This is a genomic window from Rhodococcus sp. Chr-9, from assembly GCF_000801125.1.
Taxonomy (GTDB): Bacteria; Actinomycetota; Actinomycetes; order Mycobacteriales; family Mycobacteriaceae; genus Rhodococcus; species Rhodococcus pyridinivorans.
Map to the genome: position 1 here is coordinate 143,188 of NZ_JTIZ01000043.1, position 14,332 is coordinate 157,519.

The 14,332-nt window shown below is 66.9% G+C and carries 15 protein-coding genes; 8 read left to right on the plus strand and 7 right to left on the minus strand.

Annotation, left to right across the window (positions count from 1 at the left end):
• Positions 1–63: 63 nt before the first annotated feature.
• Positions 64–651, plus strand: coding sequence for a TetR/AcrR family transcriptional regulator (locus tag QR64_RS05180; protein ID WP_033098472.1), 588 nt, complete (start codon positions 64–66; stop codon positions 649–651).
• A 37-nt stretch (positions 652–688) separates the two neighbouring features.
• Here the strand turns inward: QR64_RS05180 and QR64_RS05185 are convergent, their stop codons facing one another.
• From QR64_RS05185 to QR64_RS05215, 7 genes are all read right to left on the minus strand, one after another.
• Complete coding sequence (locus QR64_RS05185; RefSeq protein WP_039584403.1) at positions 689–2,818, minus strand: transglycosylase domain-containing protein; 2,130 nt, start codon at positions 2,816–2,818, stop codon at positions 689–691.
• Positions 2,819–2,960: 142 nt separating this feature from the next.
• Complete coding sequence (locus tag QR64_RS05190) at positions 2,961–3,152, minus strand: hypothetical protein (RefSeq protein ID WP_006550829.1); 192 nt, start codon at positions 3,150–3,152, stop codon at positions 2,961–2,963.
• Positions 3,149–3,970: a carbohydrate ABC transporter permease gene (locus QR64_RS05195; protein WP_033098494.1), complete on the minus strand. Its 822-nt coding sequence runs from the start codon at positions 3,968–3,970 to the stop codon at positions 3,149–3,151. Before QR64_RS05195 ends, QR64_RS05190 begins: the two co-directional genes overlap by 4 nt.
• Positions 3,971–4,053: 83 nt before the next feature.
• Positions 4,054–5,127 carry a carbohydrate ABC transporter permease gene (locus QR64_RS05200; RefSeq protein WP_019290533.1) on the minus strand — a complete coding sequence of 358 codons (1,074 nt, stop codon included), beginning with the start codon at positions 5,125–5,127 and terminating at the stop codon, positions 4,054–4,056.
• Between the two features lie 17 nt (positions 5,128–5,144).
• Positions 5,145–6,428 carry an ABC transporter substrate-binding protein gene (locus tag QR64_RS05205; protein WP_006550832.1) on the minus strand — a complete coding sequence of 428 codons (1,284 nt, stop codon included), beginning with the start codon at positions 6,426–6,428 and terminating at the stop codon, positions 5,145–5,147.
• Between the two features lie 157 nt (positions 6,429–6,585).
• Complete coding sequence (locus QR64_RS05210) at positions 6,586–7,659, minus strand: ABC transporter ATP-binding protein (RefSeq protein WP_006550833.1); 1,074 nt, start codon at positions 7,657–7,659, stop codon at positions 6,586–6,588.
• 47 nt (positions 7,660–7,706) lie between these two features.
• Entirely contained in the window at positions 7,707–9,161 is a 1,455-nt protein-coding gene (locus QR64_RS05215; protein ID WP_019290531.1) for an alanine/glycine:cation symporter family protein, read from the minus strand.
• A 97-nt stretch (positions 9,162–9,258) separates the two neighbouring features.
• On the opposite strand from QR64_RS05215, the gene QR64_RS05220 reads away from it, so the two are divergent.
• The 7 genes from QR64_RS05220 to QR64_RS05250 all read left to right on the plus strand — a co-directional run bounded on the left by QR64_RS05220 (position 9,259) and on the right by QR64_RS05250 (position 14,329).
• Entirely contained in the window at positions 9,259–10,068 is an 810-nt protein-coding gene (locus QR64_RS05220) for a DUF2786 domain-containing protein (protein WP_039584491.1), read from the plus strand.
• Positions 10,065–10,592: a TIGR04338 family metallohydrolase gene (locus tag QR64_RS05225; protein ID WP_006550836.1), complete on the plus strand. Its 528-nt coding sequence runs from the start codon at positions 10,065–10,067 to the stop codon at positions 10,590–10,592. Before QR64_RS05220 ends, QR64_RS05225 begins: the two co-directional genes overlap by 4 nt.
• Positions 10,593–10,919: 327 nt before the next feature.
• Entirely contained in the window at positions 10,920–11,585 is a 666-nt protein-coding gene (locus tag QR64_RS05230; protein ID WP_235367015.1) for a hypothetical protein, read from the plus strand.
• Positions 11,586–11,590: 5 nt separating this feature from the next.
• Positions 11,591–12,853, plus strand: a complete 1,263-nt coding sequence (locus tag QR64_RS05235; RefSeq protein ID WP_039584404.1) for an SRPBCC family protein — start codon at positions 11,591–11,593, stop codon at positions 12,851–12,853.
• Positions 12,850–13,260 (plus strand): gas vesicle protein GvpJ, encoded by a 411-nt coding sequence (gene gvpJ, locus QR64_RS05240; RefSeq protein WP_024102484.1) that lies wholly within the window; start codon positions 12,850–12,852, stop codon positions 13,258–13,260. Before QR64_RS05235 ends, gvpJ begins: the two co-directional genes overlap by 4 nt.
• Positions 13,260–14,072, plus strand: a complete 813-nt coding sequence (locus QR64_RS05245) for a GvpL/GvpF family gas vesicle protein (RefSeq protein WP_039584405.1) — start codon at positions 13,260–13,262, stop codon at positions 14,070–14,072. Before gvpJ ends, QR64_RS05245 begins: the two co-directional genes overlap by 1 nt.
• A gap of 2 nt (positions 14,073–14,074) precedes the next feature.
• Positions 14,075–14,329 (plus strand): gas vesicle protein GvpG, encoded by a 255-nt coding sequence (locus tag QR64_RS05250; RefSeq protein WP_019290525.1) that lies wholly within the window; start codon positions 14,075–14,077, stop codon positions 14,327–14,329.
• The last annotated feature ends 3 nt before the right edge of the window (positions 14,330–14,332 follow it).

The window sequence follows — 14,332 nt, forward strand, 5'->3', positions numbered from 1 at the left end:
TTCGACCGGGAATCTGCCCGGTCGGGCGGTCGTAACTGAGCGATGCTCAGTTAGGCTATCGGTATGAGCACCCCGCGACAAGAGGCGTCCAAAGGACGGCGTCGCCTGCCACCCGAGGAACGTCGCCGGCAACTCGTGGCGATCGGGCTGCAGGAGCTGTCGACGCGCCCGATCCACGCCCTGTCGATCGACCGCGTCGCCGAGATCGCCGGCATCTCCCGCGGCCTGCTGTTCCGCTACTTCCCCACGAAGCAGGACTTCTACGTCGCCGTCGTCGGCGCCGCATCACGCCGGTTGCTCCGCGCGGCGGATCCCGATCCGGACGAGCAGGATCCCCTCCGGGCGGTGCTGCACCCGTTCGTGTCGTTCATCGACCGCCACGGCGACAACTACCAGACGTTCTTCCACAGCGGCGTCGGCTCCGACCCTCAGATCCGCGATATCCACGACTCGATGCGCGACACCATGGTCGAGCGGGTCGTCGCGGCGCTGGGCTGCGATGACACCCCCGTCACCCGCATGCGGCTGCGGGCGTGGTGGGCGTTCGTGGAGTCGCTGGCCATCGACCGGTTCCGCGAAGGCACACCGAGCGTCGACGAGGTCGTCGACTGTTCGGCCGCGCTGCTGCCGGCGGTGCTGGCCGGGCCGTAGACCCGAACCACCTCCCCTCGATGGGCGGAGTGCGGATCTACAAGCCGGGGATCTGGATCGTCACGCCGGGGAACACCTCGATCTGCGAAGGCACCGGGACGGGCAGATCGACCGGCGGCGCGGGAATCGTGATCGGCGGCAGGTTCGACAGGTCGGGCAGCTGGAAGGTCGGCGCCGGGGGAGCGGTGGTGGTCTCGATGCCGGCGTCCTTCGGGACACCCGCCTGACCACCGATCGGCGCCGGCCACGGGAAGCTCTCGACTGGCGTGCCTTCGAGGGCGCCGTCCATCGTTCCCTTCCAGATGTCCGACGGCAGTCCGGAACCGTAGATCGACCCGCCCCAGCTGTTGGTGATCGCCCCGGCGTCGGGGGTGCCCATCCACACGGCCGTCGACAGCGACGGCGTGTACCCGACCATCCAGGCGTCCTTGTTCAACCCGGTGTCGCCGAGCTGCGTGGTGCCGGTCTTCGACGCCGACGGCCGGCCACCGGCGAGCGCGTGCCCGCGCGAGTATGCGGCGATCGGCATCATGGCCTGGGTTGCGTTGTCGGCGACCGCGGCGTCGAAGCGCTGCTCGCCGGGTGACGGCGGACGATCGAGGAGCACGACACCGTCGGCCGTGACGACCTTCTGCACGAAGTACGGCTCGTGGAAGACACCGGACGCGGCGATCGTCGCGTAGGCGGAAGCCATGTCGATGACCCGTGCCTGGTACTGGCCGAGGACGATGCCGCCCTCCGGCGGACCGCCGTTCTCGCTCAGCGTCTGCCCCTCGACCCCGGGGATCGTCAGCGGGATCCCCGCCGCATGCGCGGCGTCGGCGATCTTCTGCGGGCCGTTCGACATGGACATCATGAGCCGGTAGAAGCTCGTGTTCAGCGACCGCTTGAGTGCCTCGGCGATCGTGCAACGTCCGCACGACTCACCCTCGACGTTGCCGATGCGGATATTGCCCACCGTGAGCGGGGAGCTGTCGAAACGCGCGTTGAGGCCGATCCCGTCGTCGAGCGCGGCGAGCAGGCCGAACACCTTGAACGCCGAACCCGTCTGGACGGGGGCCTGTGCGAAGTCGAAACCGGCACCGTCCTCACCGCCGTAGTAGGCGCGCACGGCACCGGAGCGGGGATCGATCGAGACCACGGCGGTGCGCAGTTCCCCGGGTTCGCCGGACAGCGTGGACCGAGCGGCGTCGATCGCCGCCTGCTGGGCCTTCAGGTCGATGGTGGTAGTGATGCGCAGACCTTCGGTGTTGAGGGCCTGTTCGCTGATCCCCGCCGCGGACAGCTCACGCAGCACCTGGGTACGGATGTGACCTTCCGGTCCGGTCGCCTCGGTGGCCAGCACGAGGGTGTCCGACGGCACCGTCGGGGGGAACACCTGGTCCGGCCGCTCGGCCGGGTCGAGGACCTTCATCTCGACCATGCCGTCGAGCACGTAGTTCCAGCGCTCCTCGATGGCAGGCAGGTTGTACTCGGGGTCGAGCGACGACGGTGTCTGGATCACCCCGGCCAGGACGGCGCCCTCGGAGACCGACAGTTCCTCGACGGGCTTGCCGAAGTACGCCTGGGACGCCGCGCCGATGCCGTAGGCGCCACGACCGAAGTAGATGGTGTTGAGGTACGCCTCGAGGATCTCGTCCTTCGACCACTGCCGCGCCATCTTGGTGGAGATGACGAGTTCGCGCATCTTGCGTTCGAGCGTGCGATCGGAGCCGACGAGCACGTTCTTGACGTACTGCTGCGTGATCGTGGAACCGCCGCCGGCGGTGTCCTTGCCCATGACGTTGTCGCGGGCTGCGCGTGCGAAACCGGTGATCGAGAAGCCCGGGTTGCTGTAGAAGTTGCGGTCCTCCGCCGACAGCACGGCGTTGCGGACGTGCTCGGGGATCTGCGCGATCCCGACCTCGACACGGTTGCCCTCCGGCGGAACCACCCGGGTGATCTCGGTGGCGTCGTCGGATGCGTAGACCCGCGCGAGCTGGTTCGTCTTCATGTCCGCCGGGGTCGGCACCTCCGCCGAGTAGTAGGCGGTGGCGAAGATCCCGAGCGGGACGAGCACGGCGAGAACGAACGCGACGAGTACGGCGCAGCGAACGATGCGTCCCCTGCGCTTCTTCGCTGCGGCCGCGGCGGCGCGCGAGGATGTCGACCTTGTCGGGCTCGTCACTCGTTCCACTTTCTCGGTACCGAAAATCCGGACGGGAGGGTCTCCCGCCCACCGTATGGTACGGAAACGACCACGAGACGCCTCCGGAACACCGGTACGGTGCTCCTTCTCACGTCACGGCGGGGCCATCGTCACGACAGGGTCAGCCCGATCGGCGCCACGCGCGGAACGCGAACCCCCACATCACGACGAATGCGAGCAGCACGAGGGACGGCACGATGCCGGGTTGCGGCGACGTCAGCTCGGCGACCGCGGAGATCACGGCCATCACCGTGAACACCGTGAGCAGGCCGAGCAGCATCTCGAGTCGGTTCCGGCGCGGAACCTTCCTCACGACTTGACGCCACCCGCGGTCAGACCCGAGATGATGCGTCGCTGGAAGAGCAGCACCATCACCACGAGCGGCACCATGACGAGCGTGCCGCCGGCCATGATCGACGCGTACGGGGTGACGTACGGGTCGGTGCCGGTGAACCGTGCCATCGCCACCGTCACCGGGGCCGTGCTCTCGCTCGACAGCTGCGACATCAGCAGGTACTCGTTGACGGTCGCGATGAAGGCGAGGATCGCCGTGGTGAACAGCGCAGGTGCCGCGAGCGGCAGCATGACCAGGCGGAACGCCTGCCCGCGCGTCGCGCCGTCCATGCGGGCGGCCTCCTCGAGCTCCCACGGCAGTTCGGAGAAGAACGAGGTGAGCGTGTAGACGGTCAGCGGCAGCACGAACGAGATGTTCGGGATGATCAGCGCCTGGTACTTGCCGATCCAGCCGATGTCGGTGAACAGCTGGAACAGCGGCGTCACGAGCGCGACGACCGGAAACATCGACGCGCCGAGGATGATGCCGGTGACGAAGTACTTACCGCGGAACTCGAACCGCGACAGGGCGTAGGCGGTGAACACGCCGAGCAGCAGCGCGACCGCCGTGGTGGCGCCGGCGATGATGACGCTGTTGAGCAGCGCCCGCGAGAAGTTGACCTTGGCGTCGGGGTCGAGCGCGTCGGCGAAGTTCTGCAGTGTCGGGTTCGACGGCCACAGGGTCGTGCTGAACGTCTCCGACGGGTCGCGCAGGGCCGTGACGATCATCCAGTAGCAGGGGGCCAGACCCCACACGACGATCAGCGCGACACCCAGATAGGTGCCGACGGTGCTCATCCTGCGCTTGAACGGCACCTTGCGGGTCTGCACCGGCGTGGGCTCCGGCTCCGGCCGGCTCCGAGGAATCTCGGTGGTGACGGTCATACGACCTCCCCCTTACGCTGCTTCTCCTGCGTACTCACCGCGTTGGCGCCGAGGAACCGCACCAGCACGAAGGCGACGGCGAAGATGAGCAGGAAGGTGATCGTCGACAGGGCGGACGCGGAGTTCGAACCCTGACGCATCTGGTCGACGACGAGCACCGAGATCGTGGACGTCGCCGGATTGGACCCCATCATGATCGCGGGCAGGTCGTACATGCGCAGCGCGTCCATGGTGCGGAACAGGATCGCCACCATGAGGGCGGGCTTGACCAGCGGCAGCGTGATCATCTTGAACCGCTGCCAGGCGTTCGCGCCGTCGACCTTCGCGGCCTCGTAGACGTCCTGCGGGATCATCTGCAGGCCGGCGAGGATGAGCAGCGCCATGAACGGTGCCGTCTTCCACACGTCGGCGACGATGATCGCGAAGCGCGCGGGCCACGGATCGGCGGTCCACAGGTAGTCGGTGCCGAGCAGTTTGTTGGCGGCACCGTCGTTGGCGAAGATGAAGAACCACAGCTTGGCGGTGACGGCGGTGGGGATCGCCCACGGCACCAGCACCGAGGCGCGCAGCAGGCCGCGACCCCGGAACGACTTGGCCATCACGATCGCCATCGCGAAACCGATCACCGTCTCGAGCGAGACCGTGACGACGGTGAAGAAGAAGGTGTTGAAGATCGACTGCCAGAACTGGGAGCCGAGGGTGCCCGGAGGGCACGGGATCGAACCGGTGGCGGTGTTGCAGGTCTGGGTGATCCAGCGCGTGTAGTTCTCGATCCCCACGAAACCGCCGGTGACGAATCGGCCCGTCTCGGGGTCGAGTCGCTTCGAGTCACCGTGCAGCGACATCCACACCGCTCGTCCGAGCGGGTACAGGATGATCACGGCCAGGACGAGCATCGACGGGGCGACGAACATCCACACCGGGATCTTGCGCCGCTTCTTCACCGCCGTGACGGGAGGTGCGGGCACGCGGTGACGTCCGCCGACACGTCCGCGGTCGGGACCGGGGACGGTCCCGACCGCGGGGGCGTGTGGCGGATCCGCGGGAGTGTCGACCTGCGGGTCAGCCATGTACTGCTCCTAGAGCATCAGTTGCCGGCGGTCTCGATGCCGGCCCGGGTGTCGTCCAGCGCCTGCTGGACGGTCTTCTCGCCACGGATCGCAGCGTAGGCGTTGTCGGCGATCGCCTTCGACACGGCCGAGTAGTACGGCGACGCCGGACGCGGCTTGGCGGCCTCGAGGGCCTCCTTCAGCGTCGAGAAGTAGGGGTACTGCTCGAGGATCGAGGCGTCGTCGTAGACCTCGGCGAGAACCGGGGCGCCGCCCGCTTCCGCGTAGTACATCTGCGCCTGGCGGGTCTGCATGAACTCGAGGAAGTCGCGCGCGGTGGCGGGAGCATCCGAGAACGCGCTGATGCCGACGTTGTAACCGCCGAGCGTCGAGACGCCGGGGCCGTCGACGCCGGGCAGGACGGCGATGCCGTAGTTGCCGGCGACCGATGAGGTCTCACCGTCGGTGTAGAAGCCGGGCCACGTGCGCAGGAACAGTGCCTCGCCGTTGCCGAAGGCGGTCTGCGACTCGCCCTCGGTGTAGGTCTGCGCGGCGGCCGGGATGATGCCGTCCTCGAAGTTGTCGACGATGAACTGCAGGCCCTCGGCCGTCTTGTCGTCGACGGCCGGGGTCAGGCCGTCCTCGGCGACGAAGGAGCCACCGAAGGCGTTGACGATCTCGGTGACGTTGACCGTCAGGCCCTCGTAGTTCTTGAACTGACCGATGTAGCAGGCGATACCCGCCTCCTCGGCCTTCGGGCACTCGGCCTTCAGGTCGTCCCAGGTCGCGGGGGCCTCGTCGACGAGGTCGGTGCGGTAGTAGAGGAACGCGCCGTTGGTGTTCTTCGGGGCGGCGTACAGGGTGCCGTTGTAGGTACCCGACTCGACGGTCGCGGGCAGCAGGCCCTCGGTGTCGATCGCCAGGTCGTCCTCGAGGGGGAGCAGCCAGCCGTTCGCGGCGAACTCCGCCGTGTTGGTGACGTCCACGGCGATGAGGTCGTATTCGTCGCTGCGGGCCTGCATCCGCTGGGCGATGTCGTCGTACTGGTCGTTGGCCTCCTTGGCCAGCGGCTTGAACGTCACCTGCTCGTCGGGATGCTCGGCGTTCCAGTCGGCGATGATGCTCTCGAGCGCCGCGTTCAGGGGATCCTGCCCCTCGACGATCGTGATCGGGCCGCGGCCCTCACCGGAAGCAGCGGTATCCTCGCCGCCGGTCGAGGTGTCGTCGCCACCGTTGTCCGACGAGCAGCCCGCGAGAACGAGCGCGGTCGCGGCCGTAGCGGCGATCGCAGCCCTCCGCATCGCCTTCGTATTCAGAACCATCAACAACTCCCCATTTCGAGGTCGTAGAACACACGTCGGTGACCCAGCTGCACCGACACCGGCCACTACTGTGGCACGCAGCACCGGTAAAAGTCGGCATTCCGCCCATCCTGAATCGGTCGAGTGTCGACTCCGCAGACCGATCCCGGAGCGGTGATCAGCCGATCCGCTTCCCGTCGGACGTTCCGAAGACGTGCACGTGCTCGGGGTCGAAGCGCAGGTACAGCCGGTCGCCCTTCTGCGGAGGGTTGCGCCAGTCGCTGCGGGCGACGATCTGCTGGCCGATCCCGCCGACGTCGGCCCGGCCGTAGACGTAGGCCTCCGAGCCGAGCTCCTCGACCACGTCGACATCCATGGCCAGACCCTCGTTCGAGATCTCGAGGTGTTCGGGCCGAATCCCGAGCACGACCTCCTTCTCGGTGACCTGGCCGACCACGTCGCGCGGCACCGGTACGTGGGTGTCGCCGATCATCGCGCCGCGGTCGAAGACCGGGAGGCGGAACAGGTTCATCGCGGGCGAGCCCATGAAACCGGCGACGAAGACGTTCGCGGGCTTGTTGTAGAGCACGCGCGGCGACGCGCACTGCTGCAGGATGCCCTTCTCGAGCACAGCGACGCGGTCGCCCATCGTCATGGCCTCGACCTGGTCGTGGGTAACGTAGACGGTGGTGGTGCCGAGGCGGCGCTGCAGCTGTGCGATCTGCGTGCGGGTCTGCACGCGGAGTTTGGCGTCAAGGTTCGACAGCGGCTCGTCCATGAGGAAGACCTGCGGCTGGCGGACGATGGCGCGCCCCATCGCGACGCGCTGACGCTGACCGCCGGACAGCGCCTTGGGTTTGCGGTCGAGGAACTGCTCGAGGTCGAGCATCTTCGCGACCTCGACGACCCGTTCGCGGATCTCGTTCTTGGGTGTCTTGGCCAGTTTCAGCGCGAAGCCCATGTTCTCCGCGACCGACATGTGCGGGTAGAGGGCGTAGTTCTGGAACACCATCGCGATGTCGCGTTCCTTCGGATCCTGCCCGGTGACGTCCTGGTCGCCGATGAGGATGCGTCCGCTGTGCACCTCCTCGAGACCTGCGAGCATGCGCAGCGAGGTCGACTTGCCGCAGCCCGACGGTCCGACCAGGACGAGGAACTCGCCGTCCTCGATCTCGAGGTCGAGCGCGTCGACCGCAGGCGTACTCGAGCCGGGGAACAGGCACGTGGCCTTGTCGAAGGTCACCGACGCCATCTCGAAGATCCTTTCCGAAGCGGTACACGCTCGTGCGGTAGGGGAATCTACCGTGCGTCGCTCGATCGGCTCTCGACCGGCGTGACGTCGTCGTCGTTCCACACCTGGATTCCGCGGAGGCCCGGGACGTCACCGGCGCGGAAGACGGGGTCGCGACCCTGCTTGCGTTGCGCGCTGTAGTGATGGAACAACGCGTAGGCGATACCCGACAGCGGGATCAGGGCGATGAGGTTGACGGTGGCCATGATTCCCATGGCGAGGTCGGCCAGCGCCCACACCAGCGGCAGCGAGCCGATGGCCCCGAGGAAGACGCACAGCACGACCGCCGAGCGCAGGTAGGGCAGAATGCGGCGCGATCCGGTGAGGAACTCCATGTTGGATTCGCTGTAGTAGTAGTTGCCGATCACCGAGGTGAACGCGAGGAAGAAGATCAGCACGGCGAGGAAGTGCACCGTCCAGTCACCGAGTTGCAGCGCGAGCGCGTTCTGCGTCAGAGCGGCGCCCTCGAGACCGCTGCCGAATTCGGGTTCCGACAGCAGGATGATGAAAGCCGTGATCGAGCAGACCAGCAGGGTGTCGAAGTAGACGCCGAGGCTCTGGACCAGGCCCTGCTTGACCGGGTGGGAAACCGCGGCGGCGGCGCCGGCGTTGGGCGCCGAGCCCATGCCGGCCTCGTTCGAGAAGAGACCTCGGCGGATGCCGTTCATGAAGGCAGCGCCGAAGCCACCACCGATGACCTCCTCGAGACCGAAGGCGTTCTCGACGATGAGGCGGAACATGGTCGGAACCTCGCCGATGTTGAGGACCACGACGATGATGCCGATGACCAGGTAGACGAACGCCAGGACCGGCACGACGATCTGGGAGACGCCGGAGATGCGGCGGATTCCGCCGAAGATCACCGCGCCGACGATGAGGGCGACGGCCAGCCCCACGATCACCTGGAGTGCCATGGTCTTCTCGCCGACGGAACTCGAGACGGCGTCGACGATCGAGTTGGTCTGCACCGCGTTGAACACGAATCCGTAGGTGATCGTGATGATGACCGCGAAGATCATGCCCATCCAGCGTTTCCGCAGCCCGTACTGCATGTAGTAGGCGGGGCCACCGCGGAAGCTGCCGTCCTCGTCGCGCACCTTGTACAGCTGGGCGAGCGTGGACTCGAGGAAAGCGGTCGCTGCACCGACCAGGGCCATCGCCCACATCCAGAACACCGCGCCGGGACCACCGAGGCTGATCGCGATCGCGACACCGGCGACGTTGCCCGTTCCCACGCGGGAGGCCGCCGAGACGGAGAAGGCCCGGAAGGCGGACAGGCCGGGTTCTCCGTTGGGTTGTCTCTCGGGTTTCTCCACGATGGAACGCAGCATGTCGGGCAGGAGCCGGATCTGGATGAACCGGGACCGGATCGTGTAGTACAGGCCCGAACCGATGAGCAGTGCGATCACCGCATACCAGAACGTGTCGTTGATATCGGTGACGAAATCGACCGCAGTGTCCATCTGCACGATCTTGGTGGGTCGCGGGTGGTTTCGCAGGAACTTCGTGCGTGTTCCCGGTCTCGTGGGCGGAGTCGGTGCCAAGCTCTACGCTCGCTGGGTGAGTTCGGACAAGATGTTGAGTCGTATCGGCGGGTTGCTCCGCCAGGCGGAGTCCACCGACAACCCTCACGAGGCCGACGCCTTCCTCGCCGCGGCGCAGCGGCTCGCGACGTCCTCCTCGATCGATCTGGCGGTCGCGCGCAGTCACACGGCGGCGAAGGAACGCCGCGCGACTCCCGTGCAGCGACTGATCACCATCGGCGAGACGGGCAAGAAGGGACTGCGCACCTACGCCCAGTTGTTCATCGCGATCGCCGGGGCCAACGACGTGCAGTGCGACATCACCGCGAACTCCACCGTCATCTACGCCTACGGCTTCGCCGACGACATCGACGTGTGCGAGGCGCTGTACTCCTCCCTGCTCGTGCAGATGGTGCGGGCGTCCGACGCATATCTGCGCGAGGGCACCTACCGGAACGAGACCACGGTGCGCACCGTCGTCGAGGAACGCGGTGGCCGCCGTGTGCGCACACGCGTGCGCAAGCCCGTTGCCGCGGTGACGGCCCGGCTGAGCTTCCAGTCGGCGTTTGCCGCCCGCATCGGCGCCCGGCTGGCCGAGGCGAAGCAAGAGATCGAACGCGAGGTGGAAACATCCGCGCCCGGTACGGCGTTGGTGTTGCGTGGGAAGAGTCTGGAACTGCAGGACTTCTACCGCAGTACGTCGCAGGCACGGGGCAGTTGGCGGGGAAACCGGGCCCCGTCGGCGCGCTCGGCCGATGCCCGGCGCGCGGGCGACCGCGCCGGACGCGCGGCCCGGCTGGGAACGGCACCCGAACTGCCGTCGGCTCCGAGGAGGCTGGAACGGTGACCAAGGTGCGCGACACCCGCAGAACCGCTGTGTACGAAGCGGAGTCCATCGTACGGAAGATGCTCGACCGCGCCGACGAGCGCGGTCTGCGGACCGTCGAGGTCGCCGGTTCCCACGTCACGCTCCCGGTGGAGAGACGGTTCGCCTCCATCGCCTCGGTCCAGGACTACATCGACGCCGTGCTCGCCCTCGACTGGGTACGCACCCGGTGGGAGCGCGCCGCCGTGCCGGTGCGCGTGCGGGCCCGTGCGGGCAACGCGGCCGCACACTACGAACGCGACTGCGCGACGATCGCTCTTCCCGAGCACCGGGTGAACACCGCGTGGGCGTTCCGCGAGATGGTGGTGTTGCACGAACTCGCGCACCATCTCGATCCGCAGGATCCCGACGACGCCACCGAGGGGGCCCACGGGCCGGCCTTCGTCGACCGCTTCCTCGCACTCGTCGGCGAAATCATCGGTCCGGAAACAGCATTCGCTTTGCAGGCGACAGGGATCGCCACCCCGGTGCATCCGCGGCGATAGCCTCCGGTTTCCGGAATCCTTACCGGCTCGAGAACCTTTCTTCGGCATGCCTGCGGACGGCCGGTCGAGATCTGTAGCAAGCATCGTATCCTGCTGCACGACATACTGATTGGTACTTTTCGAGCCCGTCGTTCACTCCGGAATCCGCATGCCTACGAAGCACGCGAATCAAGGCCTCGAGTGACGTACTGCGGTTTGCATCACACAAAGACGCGCATCGGCTGCGTACCGTACCGAGACCTCCCCGACCCCTTCCGAGCACGCCACACGACGCGCGGCATACGAAGGAGAACGGTGATGAAACCCGCAGCATGAGTCGCCCTCGGTGTGGGCATCGGATATTTCCTCGGCCGTACCAAGAAGATGCGGGTGACCATGATGCTCGCCGGTGCCGGAATGACCGGCAAACTGCCCAGCAATCCGCAGGAACTCCTGCAGCGCAGCGCCTCGATGCTCGGCTCGTCTCCCGAGATCAACAAGATCACCGAATCCGTTCGCGGAGAACTCATGCATGCGGCTCGTGCCGCTGCCGTGACCGCGGCCAGCAACCGGATCGACGCCCTCAACGAACGTCTGCAGTCCCGTGCGAGCGGTGGCGGGCGATCGGAGGAACCCGAGGATGCCGAATACGAGGACGAATACGACGAATCACGCGACGAGGAGGAAAGTCGCGGCAGCAGGCGTCGCGGCAGCCGGAATCGGGACGAGGAGCCGGATTACGACGAGACGGACGAAGAGGGTTCCGACGAAGAGGATTCGGGCGAGGAGGATTCGGGCGACGAAGAGGAGCCGGAACCCGAGCGTCCCGCACCGCGGCGCCGTGAAGCCCGCGCCACATCCCGTCCGCGGACGTCCCGCAGCAAGAAGACGGCCGACAGCGAAGATCCGGACGACTCGGAGGAGGCACCTCCGAAGCCGCGCAAGCGCGCAGCGCGTAGCACTGCGTCGTCCTCCTCCTCCGGTCGTGCGCCCGTACGTCGAACGAAGGGGTGAGAGCGATGGCCAGGTTGAGCGATGTATCGGGCGGAGTCGCCGACGCGGTGGGCAAGGCCGGGAAGACCGCGACCGATACCGCCGGTAAGGCGGGCCGCACCGCCTCGGACACGGCGGGGAAGGCCACGGGCGGACTGACCGGCGGTCTGCAGCAGTCGTTGCAGGGCCTCGCAGGAACCGTCGCGCAGAATGCGTTGTCGAGCCTGTCGGACAGGGTCACCGGCACGGCGGGACGATTACAGGATTACTCCGAGGGCAAAGGCGGAAATCTGGCCAGTGCGCTCACCGGCGTCGACAAGCTCGCTCAGGGCGAGTCGCCGCTGAAGGCGGCGGCGAGCTCGGGGTTCGAGAATCTGAAGAACACCGCGAAGGACAAGTTCGAGGACGTCAAGGAGGCCGTCACCGGCGGGGGCAAGGGGGGCGGCGGCGGCAACAAGAAGATCAAGCTCACCAACATCGTCGAGAGCATCGACGTGGGGGTGCCGGTCGATCTGGCCTACGACCTGTGGACGCAATTCGCCGACTGGCCGAAGTTCATGAAGAAGGTCGAACAGGTCGAGCAGGTCCAGGACGAGAAACTCCATTGGACGGGCAAGGTTTTCTGGTCGCGTCGGAACTGGGAGTCCACGATCCTCGAACAGGTGCCGTTCGAACGGATCGTGTGGCGTTCCAAGGGAGGAAAAGGTTACATCGACGGCGCGGTGACCTTCCATGAACTCACACCGGATCTCACCCGGATACTCCTGGTGCTCGAGTACCACCCCCGGGGCCTGCTCGAGCGCACCGCGAATCTGTGGCGGGCGGTGGGTCGCCGGTCACGCCTGGAACTGAAGCACTTCCGGCGCCACGTCATGACCGAAGCCGTGTTGCATCCCGACGACGTCGTCGGCTGGCACGGCGAGATCCGCGACAGCGAGGTCGTCAAGGACGACGAGACCGCGCGCCGGGAGGAAGAGGAGCAGGAGGACACCGGCGAGAACGACGAGGAGTGGGAGACCGACGCCTCCGGTGACGAGGACGAGATCCGCGACGAGGACGAGGATTTCGAGGAGAGTGAGCCGTCCGAGGACGAAGGCGACGAGGAGTCGGCCGAGGACGAGGAGGATCTCGAGGACGAGTATCCCGAGGAGGACGAGTCCTCCGACGAAGAACCCGACGACGAAGAGGAAGAGCCCGAACCGCCTCGGAAACGTGCGCCCGCCAAGCGGACCCGGGCGACGAAGAGCACCGGTACGCGCTCGTCCCGCTCGAGAGGATCCCGGTCATGACCATCCAACCTGCAGGGGGCGGCGGTGGAGGCGGCGGGGGCGGTATGGCCCGTCCCAACTCGTCCGGCCTCGCCGACGTCATCGACACCATCCTCGACAAAGGCCTCGTCATCGACGCGTTCGTGCGTGTCTCGCTCGTCGGTATCGAACTGCTCACCATCGACGCCCGCGTCGTCGTGGCCAGTGTCGACACCTATCTGCGTTTCGCGGAAGCGGTGAACCGGCTCGAGATCTCCGACAACGAGCCGAAGGGCCTTCCGGATCTCGTCGGCGACATCACCTCCGGCGGTTCCAAGCACAAGACGAAGGGCGCGCTCGAGGCTGCGGGGGAGAAAGTCAGCGAGTTCCTCGGGGACGTCCAGGAGCAGCGGCAGCCCGCTCGACGATCACGCAGGGGTGAGGACTGATGTCCACCGAACAGACCGAACGACCCGAGCAGGGCGACAGCGACGAAACCGCCACGACCACTGCGGTCTACGTCTACGGCATCGTCCCGTCGGATGTGGAACCGGAGGAGCATGCGGAAGGGGTGGGCAATCCGCCGGCCGAGGTGTCGGTCGTCAAGTCCGGTCGCATCGCTGCACTGGTGAGCGAGATCCCGACCGATCGCGCTCTCGGCACACCGGACGATCTCGAGGCGCACGCCGCGTTGCTCGACGGGACCGTGACGGTCGCCCCCGTGCTCCCGCTGAGATTCGGTGCCGTCCTCACCGACCGGGACGCGGTGGCCGCGGAACTGCTCGAGGGGAACGAGGACGAACTCGCCTCGGCCCTCGACCAACTCGACGGTCTCGCACAGTTCGTCGTGAAGGGACGGTACGACGAGAAGGCGATCCTGCAGGAGATCCTCGAGGAGAACTCCGAGGCGGCGCAGTTGCGGGAGCAGATCCGTGGGCAGTCCGAGGACGCGACCCGCGAGGCGCGAATGGCGCTCGGGGAAATCATCAACGCGGCGATCGAGGCCAAACGGAACGAGGACACGCGCCGCACGGTCGAGGCCCTGTCGTCGCTCGACCCGATGGTCAACGAGCGGCAACCCACGCACGAGCAGGATGCCGTGCACATCGCCGTCCTCGTCGAACTCGAGCGGCAGGACGAACTCGAACAGGCCCTGCAGGAACTGGGTCGGGAATGGGAGGACCGGGTCGAGATCTCGTTGCTCGGCCCGATGGCGGCCTACGACTTCGTGGCGAAATCCGACCCCGGCGAAGGAGGTTGACGATGGGTCTGCTGACCTCCCTGCTCACGCTGCCCCTCGCTCCCGTCAGGGGAGTGATGTGGCTCGGAGAGATCATCCAGGAGCAGGTCGAACAGCAACTGCACGATCCCGCCAACGTGCGGCGCGAACTCGAGCAGATCGAGGAAGCGGCGGAGGCGGGTGAGCTGACCCCCGAGGAGAAGGACGAGGCGCAGCAGGCCGTGCTGAACCGCATGATCTCCCGGGGCGGCTCCGGCCCCGCCGGGGGAAAGGAGTGATCC

Excerpts from the sequence above, each read along its gene's own strand:
- QR64_RS05245 (WP_039584405.1), top strand. The coding sequence starts at position 13,260 with ATGTCCACCGAACAGACCGAACGACCCGAGCAGGGCGACAGCGACGAA.
- QR64_RS05180 (WP_033098472.1), top strand. The coding sequence starts at position 64 with ATGAGCACCCCGCGACAAGAGGCGTCCAAAGGACGGCGTCGCCTGCCA.
- QR64_RS05250 (WP_019290525.1), top strand. The coding sequence starts at position 14,075 with ATGGGTCTGCTGACCTCCCTGCTCACGCTGCCCCTCGCTCCCGTCAGG.
- QR64_RS05235 (WP_039584404.1), top strand. The coding sequence starts at position 11,591 with ATGGCCAGGTTGAGCGATGTATCGGGCGGAGTCGCCGACGCGGTGGGC.
- QR64_RS05200 (WP_019290533.1), bottom strand. The coding sequence starts at position 5,127 with ATGGCTGACCCGCAGGTCGACACTCCCGCGGATCCGCCACACGCCCCC.
- gvpJ (WP_024102484.1), top strand. The coding sequence starts at position 12,850 with ATGACCATCCAACCTGCAGGGGGCGGCGGTGGAGGCGGCGGGGGCGGT.
- QR64_RS05205 (WP_006550832.1), bottom strand. The coding sequence starts at position 6,428 with ATGGTTCTGAATACGAAGGCGATGCGGAGGGCTGCGATCGCCGCTACG.
- QR64_RS05215 (WP_019290531.1), bottom strand. The coding sequence starts at position 9,161 with ATGGACACTGCGGTCGATTTCGTCACCGATATCAACGACACGTTCTGG.
- QR64_RS05195 (WP_033098494.1), bottom strand. The coding sequence starts at position 3,970 with ATGAGCACCGTCGGCACCTATCTGGGTGTCGCGCTGATCGTCGTGTGG.
- QR64_RS05210 (WP_006550833.1), bottom strand. The coding sequence starts at position 7,659 with ATGGCGTCGGTGACCTTCGACAAGGCCACGTGCCTGTTCCCCGGCTCG.